This window comes from Methylobacterium sp. Ger2507, from assembly GCF_055231875.1.
On the sequence record NZ_JBUYVC010000001.1, the window covers coordinates 4,091,939 to 4,108,204 of the forward strand.

Annotated in this window: 17 protein-coding genes; 4 read left to right on the forward strand and 13 right to left on the reverse strand. The window is 69.9% G+C overall.

The window, feature by feature from the left end; translation table 11 throughout:
* Positions 1-306 precede the first annotated feature (306 nt).
* Positions 307-1,446: an Mrp/NBP35 family ATP-binding protein gene (locus ACV7NL_RS18840; protein WP_056482217.1), complete on the forward strand. Its 1,140-nt coding sequence runs from the start codon at positions 307-309 to the stop codon at positions 1,444-1,446.
* A gap of 4 nt (positions 1,447-1,450) precedes the next feature.
* Positions 1,451-2,071, forward strand: a complete 621-nt coding sequence (gene mobA / locus ACV7NL_RS18845) for a molybdenum cofactor guanylyltransferase MobA (protein WP_056482215.1) — start codon at positions 1,451-1,453, stop codon at positions 2,069-2,071.
* Positions 2,072-2,268: 197 nt separating this feature from the next.
* On the opposite strand, the gene ACV7NL_RS18850 is transcribed toward mobA, so the two are convergent.
* The 7 genes from ACV7NL_RS18850 to ACV7NL_RS18880 all read right to left on the reverse strand — a co-directional run bounded on the left by ACV7NL_RS18850 (position 2,269) and on the right by ACV7NL_RS18880 (position 9,508).
* Positions 2,269-2,727 (reverse strand): peptidylprolyl isomerase, encoded by a 459-nt coding sequence (locus tag ACV7NL_RS18850; RefSeq protein ID WP_056184106.1) that lies wholly within the window; start codon positions 2,725-2,727, stop codon positions 2,269-2,271.
* A 4-nt stretch (positions 2,728-2,731) separates the two neighbouring features.
* Positions 2,732-3,211, reverse strand: a complete 480-nt coding sequence (locus tag ACV7NL_RS18855; protein ID WP_463356477.1) for a hypothetical protein — start codon at positions 3,209-3,211, stop codon at positions 2,732-2,734.
* A 1-nt stretch (position 3,212) separates the two neighbouring features.
* Positions 3,213-3,785 carry a peptidylprolyl isomerase gene (locus ACV7NL_RS18860; protein WP_056184108.1) on the reverse strand — a complete coding sequence of 191 codons (573 nt, stop codon included), beginning with the start codon at positions 3,783-3,785 and terminating at the stop codon, positions 3,213-3,215.
* A gap of 48 nt (positions 3,786-3,833) precedes the next feature.
* Positions 3,834-4,334 (reverse strand): pantetheine-phosphate adenylyltransferase, encoded by a 501-nt coding sequence (coaD, locus tag ACV7NL_RS18865; RefSeq protein ID WP_056482212.1) that lies wholly within the window; start codon positions 4,332-4,334, stop codon positions 3,834-3,836.
* Positions 4,335-4,508: 174 nt separating this feature from the next.
* The gene (gyrA, locus tag ACV7NL_RS18870) at positions 4,509-7,169 is read right to left on the reverse strand and encodes a DNA gyrase subunit A (protein WP_443136753.1); all 2,661 of its coding nucleotides are present in this window, start codon (positions 7,167-7,169) and stop codon (positions 4,509-4,511) included.
* 501 nt (positions 7,170-7,670) lie between these two features.
* Positions 7,671-8,255 carry a single-stranded DNA-binding protein gene (gene ssb / locus ACV7NL_RS18875; RefSeq protein ID WP_056184115.1) on the reverse strand — a complete coding sequence of 195 codons (585 nt, stop codon included), beginning with the start codon at positions 8,253-8,255 and terminating at the stop codon, positions 7,671-7,673.
* Positions 8,256-8,476: 221 nt separating this feature from the next.
* Positions 8,477-9,508, reverse strand: a complete 1,032-nt coding sequence (locus ACV7NL_RS18880) for an NADP-dependent oxidoreductase (protein ID WP_056482209.1) — start codon at positions 9,506-9,508, stop codon at positions 8,477-8,479.
* A gap of 356 nt (positions 9,509-9,864) precedes the next feature.
* Between ACV7NL_RS18880 and ACV7NL_RS18885 the strand changes: the two genes are divergently transcribed.
* Positions 9,865-10,260 (forward strand): DUF4174 domain-containing protein, encoded by a 396-nt coding sequence (locus ACV7NL_RS18885; RefSeq protein WP_056482206.1) that lies wholly within the window; start codon positions 9,865-9,867, stop codon positions 10,258-10,260.
* Between the two features lie 163 nt (positions 10,261-10,423).
* On the opposite strand, the gene ACV7NL_RS18890 is transcribed toward ACV7NL_RS18885, so the two are convergent.
* Positions 10,424-10,915: a hypothetical protein gene (locus ACV7NL_RS18890; RefSeq protein ID WP_056482203.1), complete on the reverse strand. Its 492-nt coding sequence runs from the start codon at positions 10,913-10,915 to the stop codon at positions 10,424-10,426.
* Between the two features lie 243 nt (positions 10,916-11,158).
* Here ACV7NL_RS18890 and ACV7NL_RS18895 point away from each other — a divergent pair, with 243 nt between their 5' ends.
* Positions 11,159-12,004 carry a phosphodiester glycosidase family protein gene (locus tag ACV7NL_RS18895; protein WP_463356478.1) on the forward strand — a complete coding sequence of 282 codons (846 nt, stop codon included), beginning with the start codon at positions 11,159-11,161 and terminating at the stop codon, positions 12,002-12,004.
* 9 nt (positions 12,005-12,013) lie between these two features.
* On the opposite strand, the gene ACV7NL_RS18900 is transcribed toward ACV7NL_RS18895, so the two are convergent.
* From ACV7NL_RS18900 to ACV7NL_RS18920, 5 genes are all read right to left on the reverse strand, one after another.
* Positions 12,014-12,328: a hypothetical protein gene (locus tag ACV7NL_RS18900; RefSeq protein WP_056184123.1), complete on the reverse strand. Its 315-nt coding sequence runs from the start codon at positions 12,326-12,328 to the stop codon at positions 12,014-12,016.
* 25 nt (positions 12,329-12,353) lie between these two features.
* A complete protein-coding gene (locus ACV7NL_RS18905) occupies positions 12,354-12,536 on the reverse strand; it encodes a hypothetical protein (protein ID WP_056184125.1) in 183 nt (60 codons plus the stop codon).
* A gap of 33 nt (positions 12,537-12,569) precedes the next feature.
* On the reverse strand, positions 12,570-12,929 hold the full coding sequence (locus ACV7NL_RS18910) for a hypothetical protein (RefSeq protein ID WP_056184127.1): 360 nt from the start codon (positions 12,927-12,929) through the stop codon (positions 12,570-12,572).
* Between the two features lie 84 nt (positions 12,930-13,013).
* The gene (locus tag ACV7NL_RS18915) at positions 13,014-14,132 is read right to left on the reverse strand and encodes an NADH:flavin oxidoreductase/NADH oxidase (RefSeq protein ID WP_463356479.1); all 1,119 of its coding nucleotides are present in this window, start codon (positions 14,130-14,132) and stop codon (positions 13,014-13,016) included.
* 96 nt (positions 14,133-14,228) lie between these two features.
* On the reverse strand, positions 14,229-16,199 hold the full coding sequence (locus tag ACV7NL_RS18920; protein ID WP_463356480.1) for a propionyl-CoA synthetase: 1,971 nt from the start codon (positions 16,197-16,199) through the stop codon (positions 14,229-14,231).
* Between the last annotated feature and the right edge of the window lie 67 nt (positions 16,200-16,266).

The window sequence follows — 16,266 nt, forward strand, 5'->3', positions numbered from 1 at the left end:
TGCCGAGGGGCGGGTGGACGCAAAGTCCCCCTCGTCCCCTCGCCTCATGCCTAGCGAAATCTGAATGAAGTCTCTGAAACCCGGATCTTGGCGGATGATGCCGGCGCCCTCGTCCCGATCCGGCCAGCGCCCACCCGCGACCCGCGGTCTCGCCCCCGGGAGGCCGGGCAAGCCTTGCGCTCGGGCGGCGCCTGTGCTGTCGCATGGGTTCCCCGTGGATGGGACGGCCGCCGCCGGACGATCCGCGCTTCCCCGTTAGTCTCCCGCCCCAGCCGTTTCGGCCGGACGCGGTAAGGAGCCGGCCCCTTGGCGATCACCCGTGACGACGTCCTGAAGGTGCTCTCGACCGTGACCGTGGACGCGGCCGGGACCACCCTGCCGGCCTCCGGCCGCCTGTCGCAGGTGGTGGTGGATCCGACCAACCGGGTCATGTTCTCGATCCTGATCGACCCGAGCGAAGCCGAGCGGTTCGAGCCGATCCGGCGCCGGGCGGAGGGCGCGCTCCTGGCGACACCGGGCGTCTCCGGCGTGTTCGCGAGCCTGACCTCGGAGCGCGGCCCGAACCAATCGGCCCAGACGCCGCCGCCGCCCCAGCCCCCCGCCTCCGGTCGCGCAGCGGCGGCCCCGCCGCCTCGCACCGGCCCGGCCCTGCCGGGCGTCCGCCACATCGTCGCGGTCGCCTCCGGCAAGGGCGGCGTCGGCAAGTCCACCACGGCCTGCAACCTCGCCCTCGCGCTCGCCGCGCAGGGCCTGAAGGTCGGTCTGCTCGATGCCGACATCTACGGACCCTCGGTGCCGAAGCTGTTCGGCCTGTCGGGCAAGCCCCGCGTCATCGAGGAGCGCCTGCTCGCCCCGATGGAGGGCTTCGGCATCAAGGTGATGTCGATCGGCTTCCTGATCGAACCCGAGACGGCGATGATCTGGCGCGGTCCGATGGTCCAATCCGCCATCACTCAGATGCTGCGCGAAGTCGCCTGGGGCGAACTCGACGTGCTGGTGGTCGATATGCCCCCCGGCACCGGCGATGCCCAGCTCACCATGGCGCAGGCGACGCCGCTTTCCGGCGCCGTCATCGTCTCGACGCCCCAGGATCTGGCCCTGATCGACGCCCGCCGGGGCGTCACCATGTTCCGTAAGGTCGCGGTGCCGATCCTCGGCGTCATCGAGAACATGGCGACCTTCATCTGCCCACATTGCGGCACTGCCTCGCACATCTTCGGGCATGGCGGCGCCCGCGCCGAGGCCGAGCGCCTGGAGGTGCCGTTCCTCGGCGAGGTGCCGCTGAACATGACCATCCGCGAGACCTCCGATGCCGGCCGCCCCGTGGTGGCGGTGGACCCGGACGGGCCGCACGCGCAGGTCTATCGCGGCATCGCCGCCAAGCTCTGGGCCAACCTGACCGGCGGCCCGGCCCCGCGCGCAGCCCCCCGCATCGTCATCGAGTAGGCCGATGCCACCGGTGCTGGGCGTCGTCCTCGCCGGAGGGCTCTCGCGACGCATGGGCGGCGGCGACAAGCCGCTGCGCCAGCTCGGCGGCCGCACCCTCCTCGACCGCGTGGTGTCGCGCTTGGCGCCGCAATGCGGGGCCGGCCTGATCCTCAACGCCAATGGCGACCCGGCGCGGTTTCCGGGGTTTCCCGGCACGGTCGTGCCCGACGGCGTTCCGGACCACCCGGGTCCCCTGGCCGGCATTCTCGCCGGCCTCGATCACGCGGCGTCCCACCATCCGGTGGTGACCCATCTCGCCAGCGTTTCGGGCGATGCGCCGTTCCTGCCCCTCGACCTCGTCGCCCGACTCGCCGACGCGGCCGAACCGGTCGGCACCATCGCGATGGCGGCCTCGGGCGCGCGCGAACACTTCACGGTGGCGCTGTGGCCGGTGGCCCTGCGGGCGGACTTGCGCGAGGCCCTCGTGGTGCGGGGCGAGCGCCGGGTCGGCGCCTTCCTGAGGCGCCACGCGGCCGTCGCGGTATCGTGGCCGGTGGAACCCTACGATCCGTTCGCCAACATCAATGCGCCGGAGGACCTGGTCGCGGCGGAGGCGGTCCTGGCCGACATGGCCGGGCCGTGATCGCCCGGCCGGTCGGCGACGGGACCGGGTGCGGCGGGAATTGAGGACGGACCCCGTAAAACGAAAGACGTGCCCGCGCTCTCGCGCGGACACGTCTTTCAAGATCGATCGTTCCCGAAGAAGCGTTCCCCAAGAACCGTTCCCCAAGAACCGTTCTCGAAGAAGCGTTCCCCGAAGACCGGTCGATCCGGGTCGGATCAGGCGGCGCCGACGGTCGCCTTGACGATCTTGTCGGGGGTGCGCGGCGGCTCGCCCTTGTTCAGGGTGTCAACCACGTCCATGCCCTCAACCACCTTGCCCCAGACGGTGTACTGCTTGTCGAGGAAGCGGGCATCGCCAAAGCAGATGAAGAACTGCGAGTTGGCCGAGTGCGGGAAGTTGGTGCGGGCCATCGAGCAGGTGCCGCGCACGTGCGGCTCGGCGTTGAACTCGGCATTCAGGTCGGGGAGGTCGGAGCCGCCCGAGCCGGTGCCAGTCGGGTCGCCGGTCTGGGCCATGAAGCCGTCGATGACGCGGTGGAACGGCACCCCGTCATAGAAGCCCTGTCCGGCGAGCGTCTTCAGGCGCTCGACGTGGCTGGGGGCGAGGTCGGGGCGGAGCCCGATCACGACGCGGCCCTTGGTGGTCTCCAGGATGATGGTCTCGGTCTCTGCCATGGGTCTAGACTCCTTGTCCCTTGGGTCCTTGGTAGATGAAGCGGAGCGCGATGGGGCGCCCCGCAATGGCCGCGCCGAGGGCGGGGGTGATCCGGGCCGGCGTGCAGCGCCGGATCGCCGCCAGGGTCGCATCGGTGAGGATGCGGTCGGCACGGGTATCCAAATCCTGCGTCGCGTAGGTGACGCGCGGCGCGCCGATGACGCTGCCGTCGCGCCGGAGCGCGAAGCGGGTCGTGATCTCGGCGCGCCCCAAACCCGTCAGCCCCTGCGGGATTTTCCAGCAGGCGGCGAGGACGGGATACAGGCTTCGGAGCGTATCAGCGGGCGACCGCGCGTCCGCCCGGCCCGGGACCGGCACCCGGACGGTGCCGCGCAGGGTTTCGGGAAGGCTCAGCGGGCCGGTCGACGGGGCGGCCTGCGCGACGGCCGAGACCGTGAGCGTGGCCGCTCCGATCAGGGCGCTCCGCAGGCCGCCCTGCCGCACCTTACTTGGCCCCCTGTGCCATCTGCATCTTCACGATCTTGTCGGGGTTCTGGACCGCGCCGCCGGGCGCGCCCGGGGCGGCCTTCTTGATCGCGTCGACGGCCTCCATCCCGGAGGAGACCAGCCCCACCACCGTGTACTGGCCGTTCAGGAACGGCGCGTCGCCGAGGCAGATGAAGAACTGGGAATTGGCCGAATTCGGGTCCGACGAGCGGGCCATTCCGACCGTGCCGCGACGGAACGAGGCCTGCGAGAACTCGGCCGGAATGTTGGGCAGACTCGAGCCGCCGGTGCCGTTGCCCTTCGGGTCGCCGGTCTGGGCCATGAAGCCGTCCATCACCCGGTGGAACTTGAGGCCGTTGTAGAAGCCCTGCTTGATCAGGGTCTTGAGCTGCGCCACGTGTTTCGGCGCCAGCTCGGGCCGCAGCTCGATGGTGACGCGGCCGTCCTTGGTGTCCAGGTAGACGGTGTTCTCGTCCGCCGCCCGCGCCGCCGGTGCGGTCGCCAGCAGGCCGGCCACGGCCAGAAGGGCGACCCGGCGGTTGAGTCCGAAAGTCTTTTTGCCAGAAGTCATGAGAATCAGCGGTCTCTCGTTGGACGTGACGGAGGGAATCAGTGGCGTTCAGGCCGTGCCGAAGCGCTGCGCGAGGCGCGTCGCCACCACCTGCGGCACGAACGGCGAAACATCGCCACCCATGGCGGCGATCTGGCGGACCAGGGTGGCGGTGATGGGCCGGACGCCCGTGGACGCAGGCAGGAACACGGTCTGCACCTCCGGCGCCATGGCGCCGTTCATGCCCGCGAGCTGCATCTCGTAGTCGAGGTCGGTGCCGTCGCGCAGGCCGCGGATGAAGACGCTGGCGCCGACCCGTCGCGCCGCCGTCACCGCGAGGTCGTCGAAGGTCACGATCGTCAGCGCCGTGCCCTCGGCCTCGGCCAGGGGCTCGCAGGTGAGGCGCAGAAGCTCCGCCCGCTCCTCGGGCGAAAACATCGGCGCCTTGCCGGGATGCACACCGATGGCGATGACGAGGGTGTGCACGAGCCGGCACGCCTGACGGATGACGTCGAGGTGTCCGTTCGTGACCGGGTCGAACGAGCCGGCATAGAGGGCGGTGCGGATCATCGCGGCCCGGGGTAGAGCATTTCGTCTCGAAACGGAACCTCCGGCCCGGAGAGAACCCCTCAGCCGGGAGGGAACCCCTCAGCCGCGAAGCAACCCTTCAGCCCGGAAACGATACGGGCGGGTCCTCCGCCGAAGGCCCGCCCGTGTCGTTCGTTCGTGGCCGTGCGCCGTGGCCTACGCGGCCTCGTCGCCGCCCTCGGTCTCGTCCTCGCCCTCGATGTGCTCCACCGACACGACCTTCTCGGTCTTCTCGGTGTTGAACACCGTCACGCCCTGCGAGGCGCGGCCGACGATGCGGATGTCGTCCACCGGCACCCGGATCAGCTGGCCGCCATCGGTGACCAGCATGATCTGGTCGGAGGGCTGGACCGGGAAGGAGGCCACGAGGTTGCCGTTGCGGGCATTGACCCGCATGGCCGTGATGCCTTTGCCGCCGCGGCCCGAGGTCCGGTATTCGTAGGACGACGTCCGCTTGCCGAATCCGCGCTCCGACAGCGTAAGCACGAACTGCTCGTTGGCGCCCATCTCGTTGTAGCGATCGAGCGAGATCGCGCTGGCCTCTGCGACGCCCTCCTCCGCCTCGGGGCTCGTCGTCTCCTCGCCCTCGACGCCGTCGCCGATCACAGCGCGCCGCATCTTCAGGTAGCCGGCGCGCTCCTCGGGGCTGGCGTCGAAGCTGTTGAGGATGGTCATCGAGATGACGCGGTCGTCCTTGGCCAGGTTGATGCCGCGCACGCCGGTGGAATCGCGGCCCTTGAAGACGCGGACATCCTCGACGGGGAAGCGGATGCACTGGCCCGCCTGCGTGGTGAGCAGCACGTTCTGGTCGGCGCGGCAGATCTCCACGTGGACGATGTGGTCACCCTCATCGAGCTTCATGGCGATCTTGCCGGCGCGGTTCACCTGCACGAAGTCCGAGAGCTTGTTGCGCCGGACCCCGCCGCTGGCGGTGGCGAACATGACGTCTAGGGTCTCCCAGGAGGCCTCGTCCTCCGGCAGCGGCATGATGGTGGTGATGCGCTCGGTGCCGGCATCCATGGACAGGATGTTGACCAGCGCCTTGCCGCGCGCGTTCGGCGCCGCCATCGGCAGGCGCCAGACCTTCTCCTTGTAGACCTGGCCCTGGTTCGAGAAGAACAGCACCGGCGTGTGGGTGTTGGCCACGAACAGGCGGGTGACGAAATCCTCGTCGCGGGTCGCCATGCCGGAGCGGCCCTTGCCGCCGCGGCGCTGGGACCGGTAGGTCGAGAGCGGCACGCGCTTGACGTAGCCCGCGTGGGACACGGTGACGACCATGTCCTCGCGTTGGATCAGGTCCTCGTCCTCGACGTTGGCGTCCCAGTCGAGGATCATGGTCCGGCGCGGGGTGGCGTAGGCCTCGCGGACCTCGGCGAACTCGTCCTTGACGATACCCATGATGCGCAGGCGCGAGCGCAGGATGTCGAGATAGTCGGCGATCTCGTCGGCGAGCTTCTTCAACTCGTCGCCGATCTCGTCGCGCCCGAGGGCGGTCAGGCGCTGCAGGCGCAGGTCGAGGATGGCGCGGGCCTGGACCTCGGACAGGCGATAGGTGCCGTCATCCGACACCCGGTGGCGCGGATCGTCCACGAGGGCGATCAGCGGCGCGATGTCGTGGGCCGGCCAGTCGCGCGCCATCAGTGCGTCGCGGGCGCTGTTGGGGTCGGGCGAGGTCCGGATCAGGCGGATCACCTCGTCGATGTTGGCGACCGCGATGGCGAGGCCGCACAACACGTGGGCGCGCTCGCGCGCCTTGTTGAGGAGGAACTTGGTCCGGCGGGACACCACCTCTTCGCGGAAATCGATGAAGGCCTGGAGCAGGTCCTTCAGGTTCATCAGCTCGGGGCGGCCGCCGTTCAGCGCCACCATGTTGCAGCCGAAGGACGATTGCAGCGGGGTGAAGCGGTAGAGCTGGTTGAGCACCACGTCCGCCATGGCGTCGCGCTTGATCTCGACCACGATGCGCATGCCGTCGCGGTCGGATTCGTCGCGCAGGTCGGAGATGCCCTCGATGCGCTTCTCCTTCACCAGCTCGGCGATCTTTTCCATCAGAGTCGCCTTGTTCACCTGATACGGGATCTCGGTGAAGATCAGCGCCTCGCGCTCCTTGCGCAGCTCTTCCACGTGGGACTTGGCCCGCATGATGACCGAGCCGCGCCCCGTGGCGTAGGCCTGGCGCGTGCCGGCCCGTCCCAGGATCGAACCGCCGGTGGGGAAATCGGGGCCGGGCACGATCTCGGTGAGCTGCTCGATCGACAGGCCGGGCTCGTCGATGAGGGCGACGCAGGCGTCGATCAGCTCGCCGAGATTGTGCGGCGGGATGTTGGTGGCCATGCCCACCGCGATGCCGCCGGCGCCGTTGACCAGCAGGTTGGGGAAGCGGGCCGGCAGGACGGTCGGCTCCTCGCGCGACTCGTCGTAGTTCGGCTGGAAGTCGACGGTGTTCTTGTCGATATCCGCCAGCAGCGCGTTGGCGGGCTTGGCGAGACGCGACTCGGTGTAGCGCATGGCCGCCGCCGGATCGCCGTCGACGGAGCCGAAATTGCCCTGCCCGTCGATGAGCATCAGGCGCATCGAGAAGTCCTGGGCCATGCGGACCAAGGCGTCGTAGATCGATTGGTCGCCGTGCGGGTGGTAGAGACCGATCACGTCGCCGACGATGCGGGCCGACTTGACGTATTTGCGCTCGGGCAGGTGCCCGCTCTCGTAGGCCGCGTAGAGGATGCGCCGGTGCACCGGCTTGAGGCCGTCGCGCGCATCCGGCAGCGCCCGGCTCACGATCACGCTCATGGCGTAATCGAGGTAGGAGCGCTTCATCTCGTCGGTGATGGAGACGGGCTTGATATCGGAGGCGGGCGGCGGCGTGCCGGCGCCCGGAAGTTCGTTGTCTGCCAAGGTCTTCGGTCTCTGCTGATACGAAGGCCCGGAGCGTCGGCGGCGCCGGTCAGGCGCGCCCGCTCACGGGATGTGTGTGCGCATCACCGGCGATCGGGCCGGGCCACGCATGGTCCTGCCCAAAGCCATAGCGCATTTCGATGGCGCAGGCCACCAAATCAGCCTTAACCCTCTGGCAGCCAACGGTTTGCGCAGGCGTCGCCCAGGACGCTTTCGTGCGGGGGTGGCGAGAGACGGCCGTCCGCCGAACGCGAACGGGCGCGACACCCCCGGTGCCGCGCCCGTCAGCCGCCGCGAGGGCTCGGCTGATCCGTGAGGGACGATCTTCGGTACGGCGCGTGGCCTTGAAGACCTTGGCCCGGGAGTCTTCCGTTCTCGTGTGTCTGGTCGGGATCACCGGTTTCCCCTGATCCCTGACAAACTCTAGAACGGGATATCGTCGTCGAGGTCGAAGTTCGGCTTGGAGCCGCCGCTGCCCCCACCCGATGCGGGCCGGCGATCGCCGCCGCCACCGGACGAGCGGCCGCCGCCGGCACCGCCACCACCGCCGTAATCCCCGCCCCGGTCGCCGCCGCGTCCGCCACCGCCGCCGAAATCGCCGCCGCGGCTGATCTGGCCGCCGCCCTCTTCGTCCATGCCCATCTCGCCGCCGCCGCTGCGCCCGTCGAGGAGCGTTAGCTCACCGCGGAAACGCTGCAGCACCACCTCGGTGGTGTACTTCTCGGCGCCGGATTGGTCGGCCCATTTGCGGGTCTGGAGCTGGCCCTCGATATAGACCTTCGAGCCCTTGCGCAGGTACTGCTCCGCCACGCGGGCGAGATTCTCGTTGTAGATCACCACCGAGTGCCATTCGGTCTTCTCCTTGCGCTCACCCGACATCTTGTCCTTCCAGGACTCGGATGTGGCGATGCGCAGGTTCACCACCGGATCGCCGGAGGCGAGGCGCCGCGTCTCGGGATCGCGCCCGAGATTGCCCACCAGGATCACCTTATTCACGCTGCCGGCCATGCCGCTCTCTCCTACCGATCGATCTCACGATGCGCCGCAGCTCCGGGACCCGTCCTCCCGGCGGCCGCGATGTCGCCTTTCATGAGCTTCCGAACGGCTCCGGGCAATCGCGGCCAGCGAACTGTCCCCGTGACTCTCACGGGATTCGCGCAGGTTCACGTTCTATATTTGTTCTCATCTTTTGGCAAGGCGCATCGCGGGGATGCGCCTTGCCCTCGGCCTCACCCGAGGCGCACGAGGAGCTTGCCGAAGTTGCGCCCCTTCAGCAGGCCCGCGAAGGCGTCGGGGGCGTTCTCCAGGCCGTCGACGATGTCCTCACGGTGGACGATCAGCCCGTCGCGGAGCCAGCTGCCGACCTCGGCGAGGAAGTCCCGCTCCTGGGCGGCGAAATCCCAGACGATGAAGCCCTGGACGTGCAGGCGCTTCGACAGGATCGCCCGCATTAGCAGCGGGATCCGGTCCGGCCCGGGCGGCAGTTCGGTGGCGCTGTAGCCGGAGACGAGACCGCAGACCGGGATACGCGCGAAGGTGTTGAGGAGCGGCAGCACCGCATCGAACACCGCCCCGCCGACATTCTCGAAATAGACGTCGATGCCGTCCGGGCAGGCGGCCGCCAGGGCGTCGGGGAAATCCTCGGCCCGGTGATCGAGGGCGACGTCGAAACCGAGGGTCTCGCGCAGATAGGCGCATTTCTCGGGGCCGCCCGCGATGCCCACCGCCCGCGCGCCCTTGCGCTTGGCGATCTGCCCGACGAGGGAGCCGACCGGTCCAGCGGCGGCGGCCACCACCACGGTCTCGCCGGCCTTGGGCTGTCCGATGTTGAGGAGGCCCGTATAGGCGGTCATGCCGGGCATCCCGAGGACCCCGAGGGCGGTGGTCACGGGGGCCGCTTCGGGATCGAGCTTGCGCAGGCCCTCACCCGCCGCGGTATAGAAATCCTGCCAGCCGCCGAACCCCACCACCCATTCGCCGACGCGGTAATCGGGATGGTTCGAGGCCGCGACCTCAGCCACGGTGGCCCCCACCATGGTGTCGCCGATCGCGACGGGCTCGGCATAGGATTTCGCCGCGCTCATGCGGCCGCGCATGTAGGGATCGAGGGAGAGATAGCGGTTGGCGAGCAGCACCTCGCCGGCCTGCGGGGTCGGCATCCGTGCCTCTTCCAGGCGGAAGTGCGACGCGTTCGGTTCGCCGTGCGGGCGGGCGGCGAGGACGATGCGGCGATTGAGGGTGGTCGCAGGAACGGCGGTCATGGCGTCTCCGGGGATTCTCATGCCTGCGCGATGGCGGGCGAATCGACGAACGGGTGAGTGGGCCAGAAGGTGGGCACGGCCGGCCCGGCATGCAGTCAACAACGCGGATGGCAGACATGGCGGAAGAGCCGGCAACGCGGAAAAACGGGCAACGCGGAAAATGGGCAACGCGAAAGAACAGAAAACGTCGATGAATGCGCAACGCGGTTCCATGAACGAGAACGGGGGCCGGATTGCGAAAATGGATGCAGCGGGGCGAAGACGACGCGTCGAATCGACCGCACGAACCGGGCGCCGGGTTCCGCGCGGGGCGGTTGCGCGTTGTCCGATCGGAACGCTCAGGCGGGAGGACGCGGATGCGGCTGGGGTTGATGATCGGTGCGACGCTGCTGGGGATCGGCGCGGCGGAGGCCGCAGAGGATGCGCTGGCCCGGTATCGCTGGGTCTCGCGGGTTCTGGTGCTCTCGGCGCCCGACGCCGCCGATCCGAACCTCGCCGCGCAGCGCGCCATTCTGGCGAAGGCCGCGCCGGGTGTGAGGGAGCGGGACCTGGTAACCCTGGAGGCCATCGGCGACACCCCGGAGGCCCATCGGCTGCGCGGCGCACTCGGTTTGCCGGGCGGTACGTTCCGGGTCGTCCTGGTCGGTAAGGACGGCGGGGCGAAACGGACCGACTCATCTCCGCTGGCGGCCGGTGCGCTGTTCGACACCATCGACGCGATGCCCATGCGCCGCGACGAGCGGCGTCGCTGAGGTGATGCGCCGCGACGAGCGGCGTCGCTGAGGTCAAGCGCCGCGACGAGCGGCGTCGTTAAGATGGAGCGCCGCGACGAGCGGCGTCGCTGATCGGCCGGAAATCCGTCGCCCAACGAAAAAGGGCCGCACGCAGCGGCCCTTTCCGTGTCGCCGGAACGGCTCAGTAGCAGCGCTCGATCAGCACCCGGCGATAGCCGTAAGGCGTCCAGCGCACGCGCGGGACAGTGTAGCAGCCGCCGCCGTAGCCGTAATCGTAGGCCCCGTAGCCGACGGGGGCGTAGCCGTAGCCGTAGCCCGGGCCGTAGCCACCGTAGAGACCGCCGGCGGCGAGACCAAGGCCGACGCCGAGACCCAGGCCGCCGAGACCGTAGCCGAAACCGCGTCCATAGCCACGGCCGTAATAGCCGCCGCGATAACCACCGAAGCCGCCGCGGTAGCCGCCGAATCCGGCATGGCGGTATCCCCCGAAGCCGCCGCGATAGCCGCCGAAGCCACCCCGGAAACCGCCGCCGCCAAAGCCGCCCCGGAACCCACCGCCGCCGAATCCGCCGCCGTGGAAACCACCACCATGGAAGCCGCGGGCCTCGACCGTGGCCGGGATCATCGCGAGGGCGCCGATCATGGCCGCAGAGGCCAGAACCACTCGTTTCATCGCAGGATACTCCGAGAGAATCGAAAACAGTCCCCTTATGACTGAGAACGCCGTGGCACCGGAAACGGTTCAGGTGCGTTGCATCCCTCCCGCTTTCGTGAAACCCACCTCCGCCCGTCGCCCGCGTGCGGGCGCACTTGACCCATTGCCCGCGTGCGGGCGCTCTTGAAATCAGCGTCGGTTTCGGGCGAGGAAGCGGGCCACCGCCGCGATCCCTCGGCGCGCGGTCGGCGGACATGCGGGATGATGATGGTTCAGGGTGTCGCGCGGGCTCGCCTTGGGACGAGCCGTTCTCCGGGTCAGGTCCGGACCCTGATCCGCGCCGCCTGCCTCGGCCTCGCGCTGACCGGCACGGCATTCGCCGCTCCGGCCTCCCCTCCCAAAGCGGCGTCGGTCCCTGCCCCGGTGTCCTCCGCGGTGTCGGCACCTTGCCGCGCCGTCCTGGCGGAGGGCGAGACCTATACGGTGTGCACGGTCGACCTGCGGCGTGAGCGGGTGCGCCTGTTCTGGCTCGGGGCGGACGGCCTGCCCTATTCCTCGCTCTCGACTCTGGCGGAGAAGCAGGGCGCGTCCCTCCGCTTCGCCATGAATGCCGGCATGTACGACAAAGGTCAGGCCCCGGTCGGGCTCTACATCGAGGACGGGCGCGAGCTGAAGGGCGTCTCCACCGCCAACGGGCCGGGCAATTTCCATCTCAAGCCGAATGGCATCTTCTGGGTGAAGGGCGACCGGGCCGGGGTGATGGAGACGGGCCGCTACCTGCGCAGCCCGCCCAAGCCCGATTTCGCCACGCAATCCGGCCCGATGCTCGTGGTGGACGGGCACATCCATCCCAAGATCTCCGCCGACGGCCCGAGCCAAAAGATCCGCAACGGCGTCGGGGTGCGCGACGACGGGCGCACCGCCGTGTTCGCGATCTCGGAGCGTCCGGTGAGCTTCGGCGCCTTCGCGCGCCTGTTCAAGGACGGCCTGGGCTGCCGCAACGCGCTGTTTCTCGACGGCAGCGTGTCGAGCCTCTATGCCCCGTCGATGAAGCGCCAGGACATCAGCCGCCCCCTCGGCCCGATGGTCGGAGCGGTGGCGCGCTGACCTCCGGCCTCAGGCATCGTCCTCGCGGCTGAAGACCTCGCCCTCCTCCGCCAGCCGTGCATCGGCCTCATCGCTGCGAAGGATCTGGTCGTCACGAAGAATCTGGAGGGCGCGGTACTGCTGGAGCAGGCCGCGCAGGCGGATGTTGGCCTCGGTGCAGTCGGCCGGCTCCGGGCTGTCCGCCGCACAGCCCGCGATGGTCTCGTCGGTCTGCCGCTCGATGACCGCCCGATCGGCCGCGCTCGCGGCGTCGAGGTCGCCGAAGCCCAGCTCCAGCGCGATCAGTTCGGCGATCTCATGCCGCTTGTCCTCGATCTCGGACATGTCCCCTCCCGGGTTGCTCTCCGTCCTAGAGAACGGTCAGGGCGGTCAGGTCGATCCAGGCCTCCTGCTCGTCGCCATCGACGTCGCCGTCCACGAACCAGCGGCACAGGGCCCGGTCCCCGTCCAGGGCCACCACCGTCATGGTGGCCTCGTTGTCGTCGGATGCGACGTAGTCGCCGACCTTGATCGCCACGGCTCGGGTCTCCACGGAACGCCTCCTCGCCTCTGTGATGGATGAGTGTCAGGCCCGCCTGGCCCGTTTGCCGAAGGCGACCGAGAGGCGCGCGCGCACGCCCTCGGGGATCTCGGTGCGTGATTCGATCCGCACGCAGGGCATCTCGGCCCCGATGGTGCTGCGCGGGTCGAAGTCGAAGCGCATGTGGCGCAGGCCGAGTTCGAGGCCGGTGACGCCGTCCGACTGGGTCAGGTCCTCGCCGAAGACCTCGATCAGCGGCCCGTCCGGATCGCCCTTCTCGATCTGGATGATGAAGTAGCCCGCCGGTTCCTCCTCGTCGTCGGCCCCCGAGATCAGGGTGATGCCATTCTCAATGTCGAGGCGGACCCGCTCCACCGCGAAGGTCGTGACGTCGTCGTCGTCCATGCCGTGTGTCTCTCGCGAAACGCCCGCCGCGGCGGGGTGACAGAAGGGAAGCGGCCGAGGGCCGGGAGGTTTCGCCGGGCTCGCTCAGCGCTGTCCGTGCCGGGTATCGGTGAAGAGGTCCTTGAACTGACGCGGCTGCGAACGCCAGTACTGCCGGGGCGCCCGCACCTGCGCGCCGAGCTCGGCCGCCGCGTGCCAGGGCCAGCGCGGGTTGTAGAGCAGGGCGCGCGCCAGCGAGACCGCGTCGGCTTTGTCCTCCTTGAGGATCGATTCGGCGTGGGCCGCCTCGGTGATGAGCCCGACCGCGATGGTGGTGAGACCGGTCTCGGCCTTGATCCGCTCGGCGAAGGGCACCTGGTATCCCGCCGAGAGCGGGATCTGCTGGCGGGTGGAGAGGCCGCCGGTGGAGACGTGGATCGCCGCCGCGCCCCGGCGCTTCAGGGCGTGGGCGAATTCCACCGTCTCCTCCAGTGTCCAGCCGTCCTCGACCCAGTCGGTGGCCGAGACCCGCATCCAGACCGGCTTGCCGGCCGGCACGACCTCGCGCACCGCCTCGAAGCATTCCAGGGGAAACCGCATCCGGTTGGTCAGCGAGCCGCCATACTGGTCGGTGCGCTGGTTCGAGAGCGGCGACAGGAACTGGTGCAGGAGGTATCCGTGGGCGCCGTGCAGCTCGAACCCGTCGACGCCGAGGCGCAGGGCGCGCCGCGCGGTCTCGACGAAGCCGTCGCGGATGCGCTTCAGCCCCTCCGAATCGAGGGCGTGGGGCACGACCTCGCCGTCCCCGTGCGCCAGGGCCGAGGGGCCTTCCGTGCGCCAGCCGTCCGGAGCCTCCGGGTCGATCTGGGCGCCGCCGTCCCAGGGGGCGCGACTGGAAGCCTTGCGGCCCGCATGGTTGATCTGGATGGCGATCGGCACCGGCGCATAGCCCCGAACCGCATCGAGGACGCGGCCGAGCGCCCGCTCGGTCTCGTCGGAATAGAGCCCGAGGTCGGTGGGCGAGATGCGGGCCTCCGGCGAGATCGCGGTCGCCTCCAGGGTGAGGAGGCCGGCGCCCGACATCGCCATCTGGCCGAGATGCATCAGGTGCCAATCGCCGGCCTCGCCCGCATGGGCCGAGTACTGGCACATCGGCGCGACGATGATGCGGTTGTCGAGGGTGAGGTCGTCGAGGCGCAGCGGCTCGAACAGGCGGGCATTCATGCGGGGCTCCGGCTTGGATGCATGCTGGCTGGGCCACGGGCCTGGCTGCATGCGCGGCGGCGTCCCCGCATAGGTGGCGCGTCGGCGCGCGCTTGGCTACCCGCCCGATCGGTTCCCCTGCCCCGATCCGCCTCCTCCGATCCCCCGGCCCTTCAGGCTGGCGCCGATCTCGTCGAGGACGCCGGCATCGTCGATGGTCGGCGGCGTCGTCCAGGGCTCGCCGTCGGCGATGCGCTTCATGGTTCCGCGCAGGATCTTGCCCGAGCGCGTCTTCGGCAGCCGCTGCACGGTGAGCGCCAGCTTGAAGGCCGCGACAGGGCCGATCTGGTCGCGGACCAGGGCCACCAGCTCGGCCTCGATCGCCGCCGTCGACCGGTCCACGCCCGATTTCAGCACGACGAAGCCGCAGGGCTGCTCGCCCTTCAGGGCGTCGCGGATGCCGATCACGGCGCATTCAGCGACGTCCGGGTGGCTCGCCAGCACCGCCTCCATGCCGCCGGTGGAGAGCCGGTGCCCGGCGACGTTGATGATGTCGTCGGTGCGCCCCAGCACGGTGACGTAGCCGTCGGAATCGACGATGCCGGCATCCGAGGTGTCGTACCAGCCCGGGAAGGTGGCGAGGTAGCTCGACCGGAAGCGCGCCTCCGAACCCCAGAGGGTCGGCAGGCAGCCCGGCGGCAGGGGCAGCTTCAGCGCGATGGTACCCATGGTGCCGGCGGGCACCGGCTTGCCGGCCTCGTCGAGGACCTTGAGGTCGTAGCCGGGCATCGGCACGCAGGCGCTGCCGTGCTTGACCGGCAAGGCTTCGAGGCCGACCGGATTGCCCGCGATGGCCCAGCCGGTCTCGGTCTGCCACCAATGGTCGATGACCGGTCGGCCGAGGGTGCGTTCGGCCCAGGCCACCGAATCGGGGTCGGCCCGCTCGCCGGCGAGGAACAGGGTGCGGAAGGCCGAGAGGTCGTAGGCGCCGACCCGCTCGGCCCGCGGGTCCTCCTTCTTGATCGCCCGGAGCGCCGTCGGCGCGGTGAACAGGCAGGCGGCGCCGTTATCCGAGACCACCCGCCACAGGGCGCCGGCATCGGGCGTGCCGACCGGCTTGCCCTCGTAAAGCACCGTCGTGCAGCCCTGCAGCAGGGGCGCGTAGACGATGTAGGAATGGCCCACCACCCAGCCGATGTCGGAGGCGCAGAAGTAGGTCTCGCCCGGCGCCACGGCGTAGAGGTTGGGCATCGACCAGGCCAGCGCCACGCAGTAGCCGCCGGTGTCCCGCACCACGCCCTTCGGCTTCCCCGTCGTGCCCGAGGTGTAGAGGATGTAGAGCGGGTCGGTGGCCGCCACACTCACGCATGCGGCCTCCCGGCCCGCGGCGGCGGCCCGCGCTACCGTCTCGGCCCAGTCGTGGTCGCGCCCCGGCACCAGATCGGCCGGGCCCTGCGGGCGTTGGAGGATGAGGCAGGCGGCCGGTATGTGGGTCGAGGCCGCCAGCGCCGCGTCGAGCAGCGGCTTGTAGGCGACGACGCGGCTCGGCTCGATGCCGCAGGAGGCGGCCAGCACCACCTTCGGGGCGGCGTCCTCGATGCGGATCGCCAGCTCGTTGGCGGCGAACCCGCCGAAAACCACGGAATGGACGGCTCCGAGCCGGGCGCAGGCAAGCATCCCGAACAGGGCCTCGGGCACCATCGGCATGTAGATCACCACGCGATCGCCCCGCCCGACTCCGAGATCGCGCAGCGCGCCGGCCAGCACCGCCACCGAATCGCGCAGCTCCGCGTAGGTGATTCGGCGCTTCGTGCCGGTGACGGGCGAATCGTACAGGATCGCCGCCTGGTCGCCGCGCCCGGCGGCGACGTGGCGATCGACGGCGTTGTGGCAGGCGTTCAGGGTCGCGTCGGGAAACCAGCGGCCATAGGCGCCGAGCGTCGGATCGAAGGCGCGGGTCGGTGGGCTGGCCCAGTCGATCGCCCGTGCCGCGTCGAGCCAGAAGGCCTCCGGATCGGCCAGCGAGGCCGCGTGGGTCTCGGCATAGCGGCCGGGCCGCGGGTTCGGGGCGTGAGGCGTGGCGTCCATCGCGTATCCTGCGGGCGACCGGTCGTGCGCGCCGGTTTGCCCGGCACTCTACCGGACTTTTCGCCGC

What these genes read in the sequence shown, in the direction of transcription:
- ACV7NL_RS18850 (WP_056184106.1), bottom strand. Translation starts at nt 2,727, where the DNA reads ATGGCAGAGACCGAGACCATCATCCTGGAGACCACCAAGGGCCGCGTC.
- ACV7NL_RS18920 (WP_463356480.1), bottom strand. Translation starts at nt 16,199, where the DNA reads ATGGACGCCACGCCTCACGCCCCGAACCCGCGGCCCGGCCGCTATGCC.
- ACV7NL_RS18895 (WP_463356478.1), top strand. Translation starts at nt 11,159, where the DNA reads ATGATGATGGTTCAGGGTGTCGCGCGGGCTCGCCTTGGGACGAGCCGT.
- ACV7NL_RS18880 (WP_056482209.1), bottom strand. Translation starts at nt 9,508, where the DNA reads ATGACCGCCGTTCCTGCGACCACCCTCAATCGCCGCATCGTCCTCGCC.
- gyrA (WP_443136753.1), bottom strand. Translation starts at nt 7,169, where the DNA reads ATGAAGCGCTCCTACCTCGATTACGCCATGAGCGTGATCGTGAGCCGG.
- ACV7NL_RS18900 (WP_056184123.1), bottom strand. Translation starts at nt 12,328, where the DNA reads ATGTCCGAGATCGAGGACAAGCGGCATGAGATCGCCGAACTGATCGCG.
- coaD (WP_056482212.1), bottom strand. Translation starts at nt 4,334, where the DNA reads ATGATCCGCACCGCCCTCTATGCCGGCTCGTTCGACCCGGTCACGAAC.
- ssb (WP_056184115.1), bottom strand. Translation starts at nt 8,255, where the DNA reads ATGGCCGGCAGCGTGAATAAGGTGATCCTGGTGGGCAATCTCGGGCGC.
- ACV7NL_RS18915 (WP_463356479.1), bottom strand. Translation starts at nt 14,132, where the DNA reads ATGAATGCCCGCCTGTTCGAGCCGCTGCGCCTCGACGACCTCACCCTC.
- ACV7NL_RS18890 (WP_056482203.1), bottom strand. Translation starts at nt 10,915, where the DNA reads ATGAAACGAGTGGTTCTGGCCTCTGCGGCCATGATCGGCGCCCTCGCG.
- ACV7NL_RS18860 (WP_056184108.1), bottom strand. Translation starts at nt 3,785, where the DNA reads ATGACTTCTGGCAAAAAGACTTTCGGACTCAACCGCCGGGTCGCCCTT.
- mobA (WP_056482215.1), top strand. Translation starts at nt 1,451, where the DNA reads ATGCCACCGGTGCTGGGCGTCGTCCTCGCCGGAGGGCTCTCGCGACGC.
- ACV7NL_RS18910 (WP_056184127.1), bottom strand. Translation starts at nt 12,929, where the DNA reads ATGGACGACGACGACGTCACGACCTTCGCGGTGGAGCGGGTCCGCCTC.
- ACV7NL_RS18885 (WP_056482206.1), top strand. Translation starts at nt 9,865, where the DNA reads ATGCGGCTGGGGTTGATGATCGGTGCGACGCTGCTGGGGATCGGCGCG.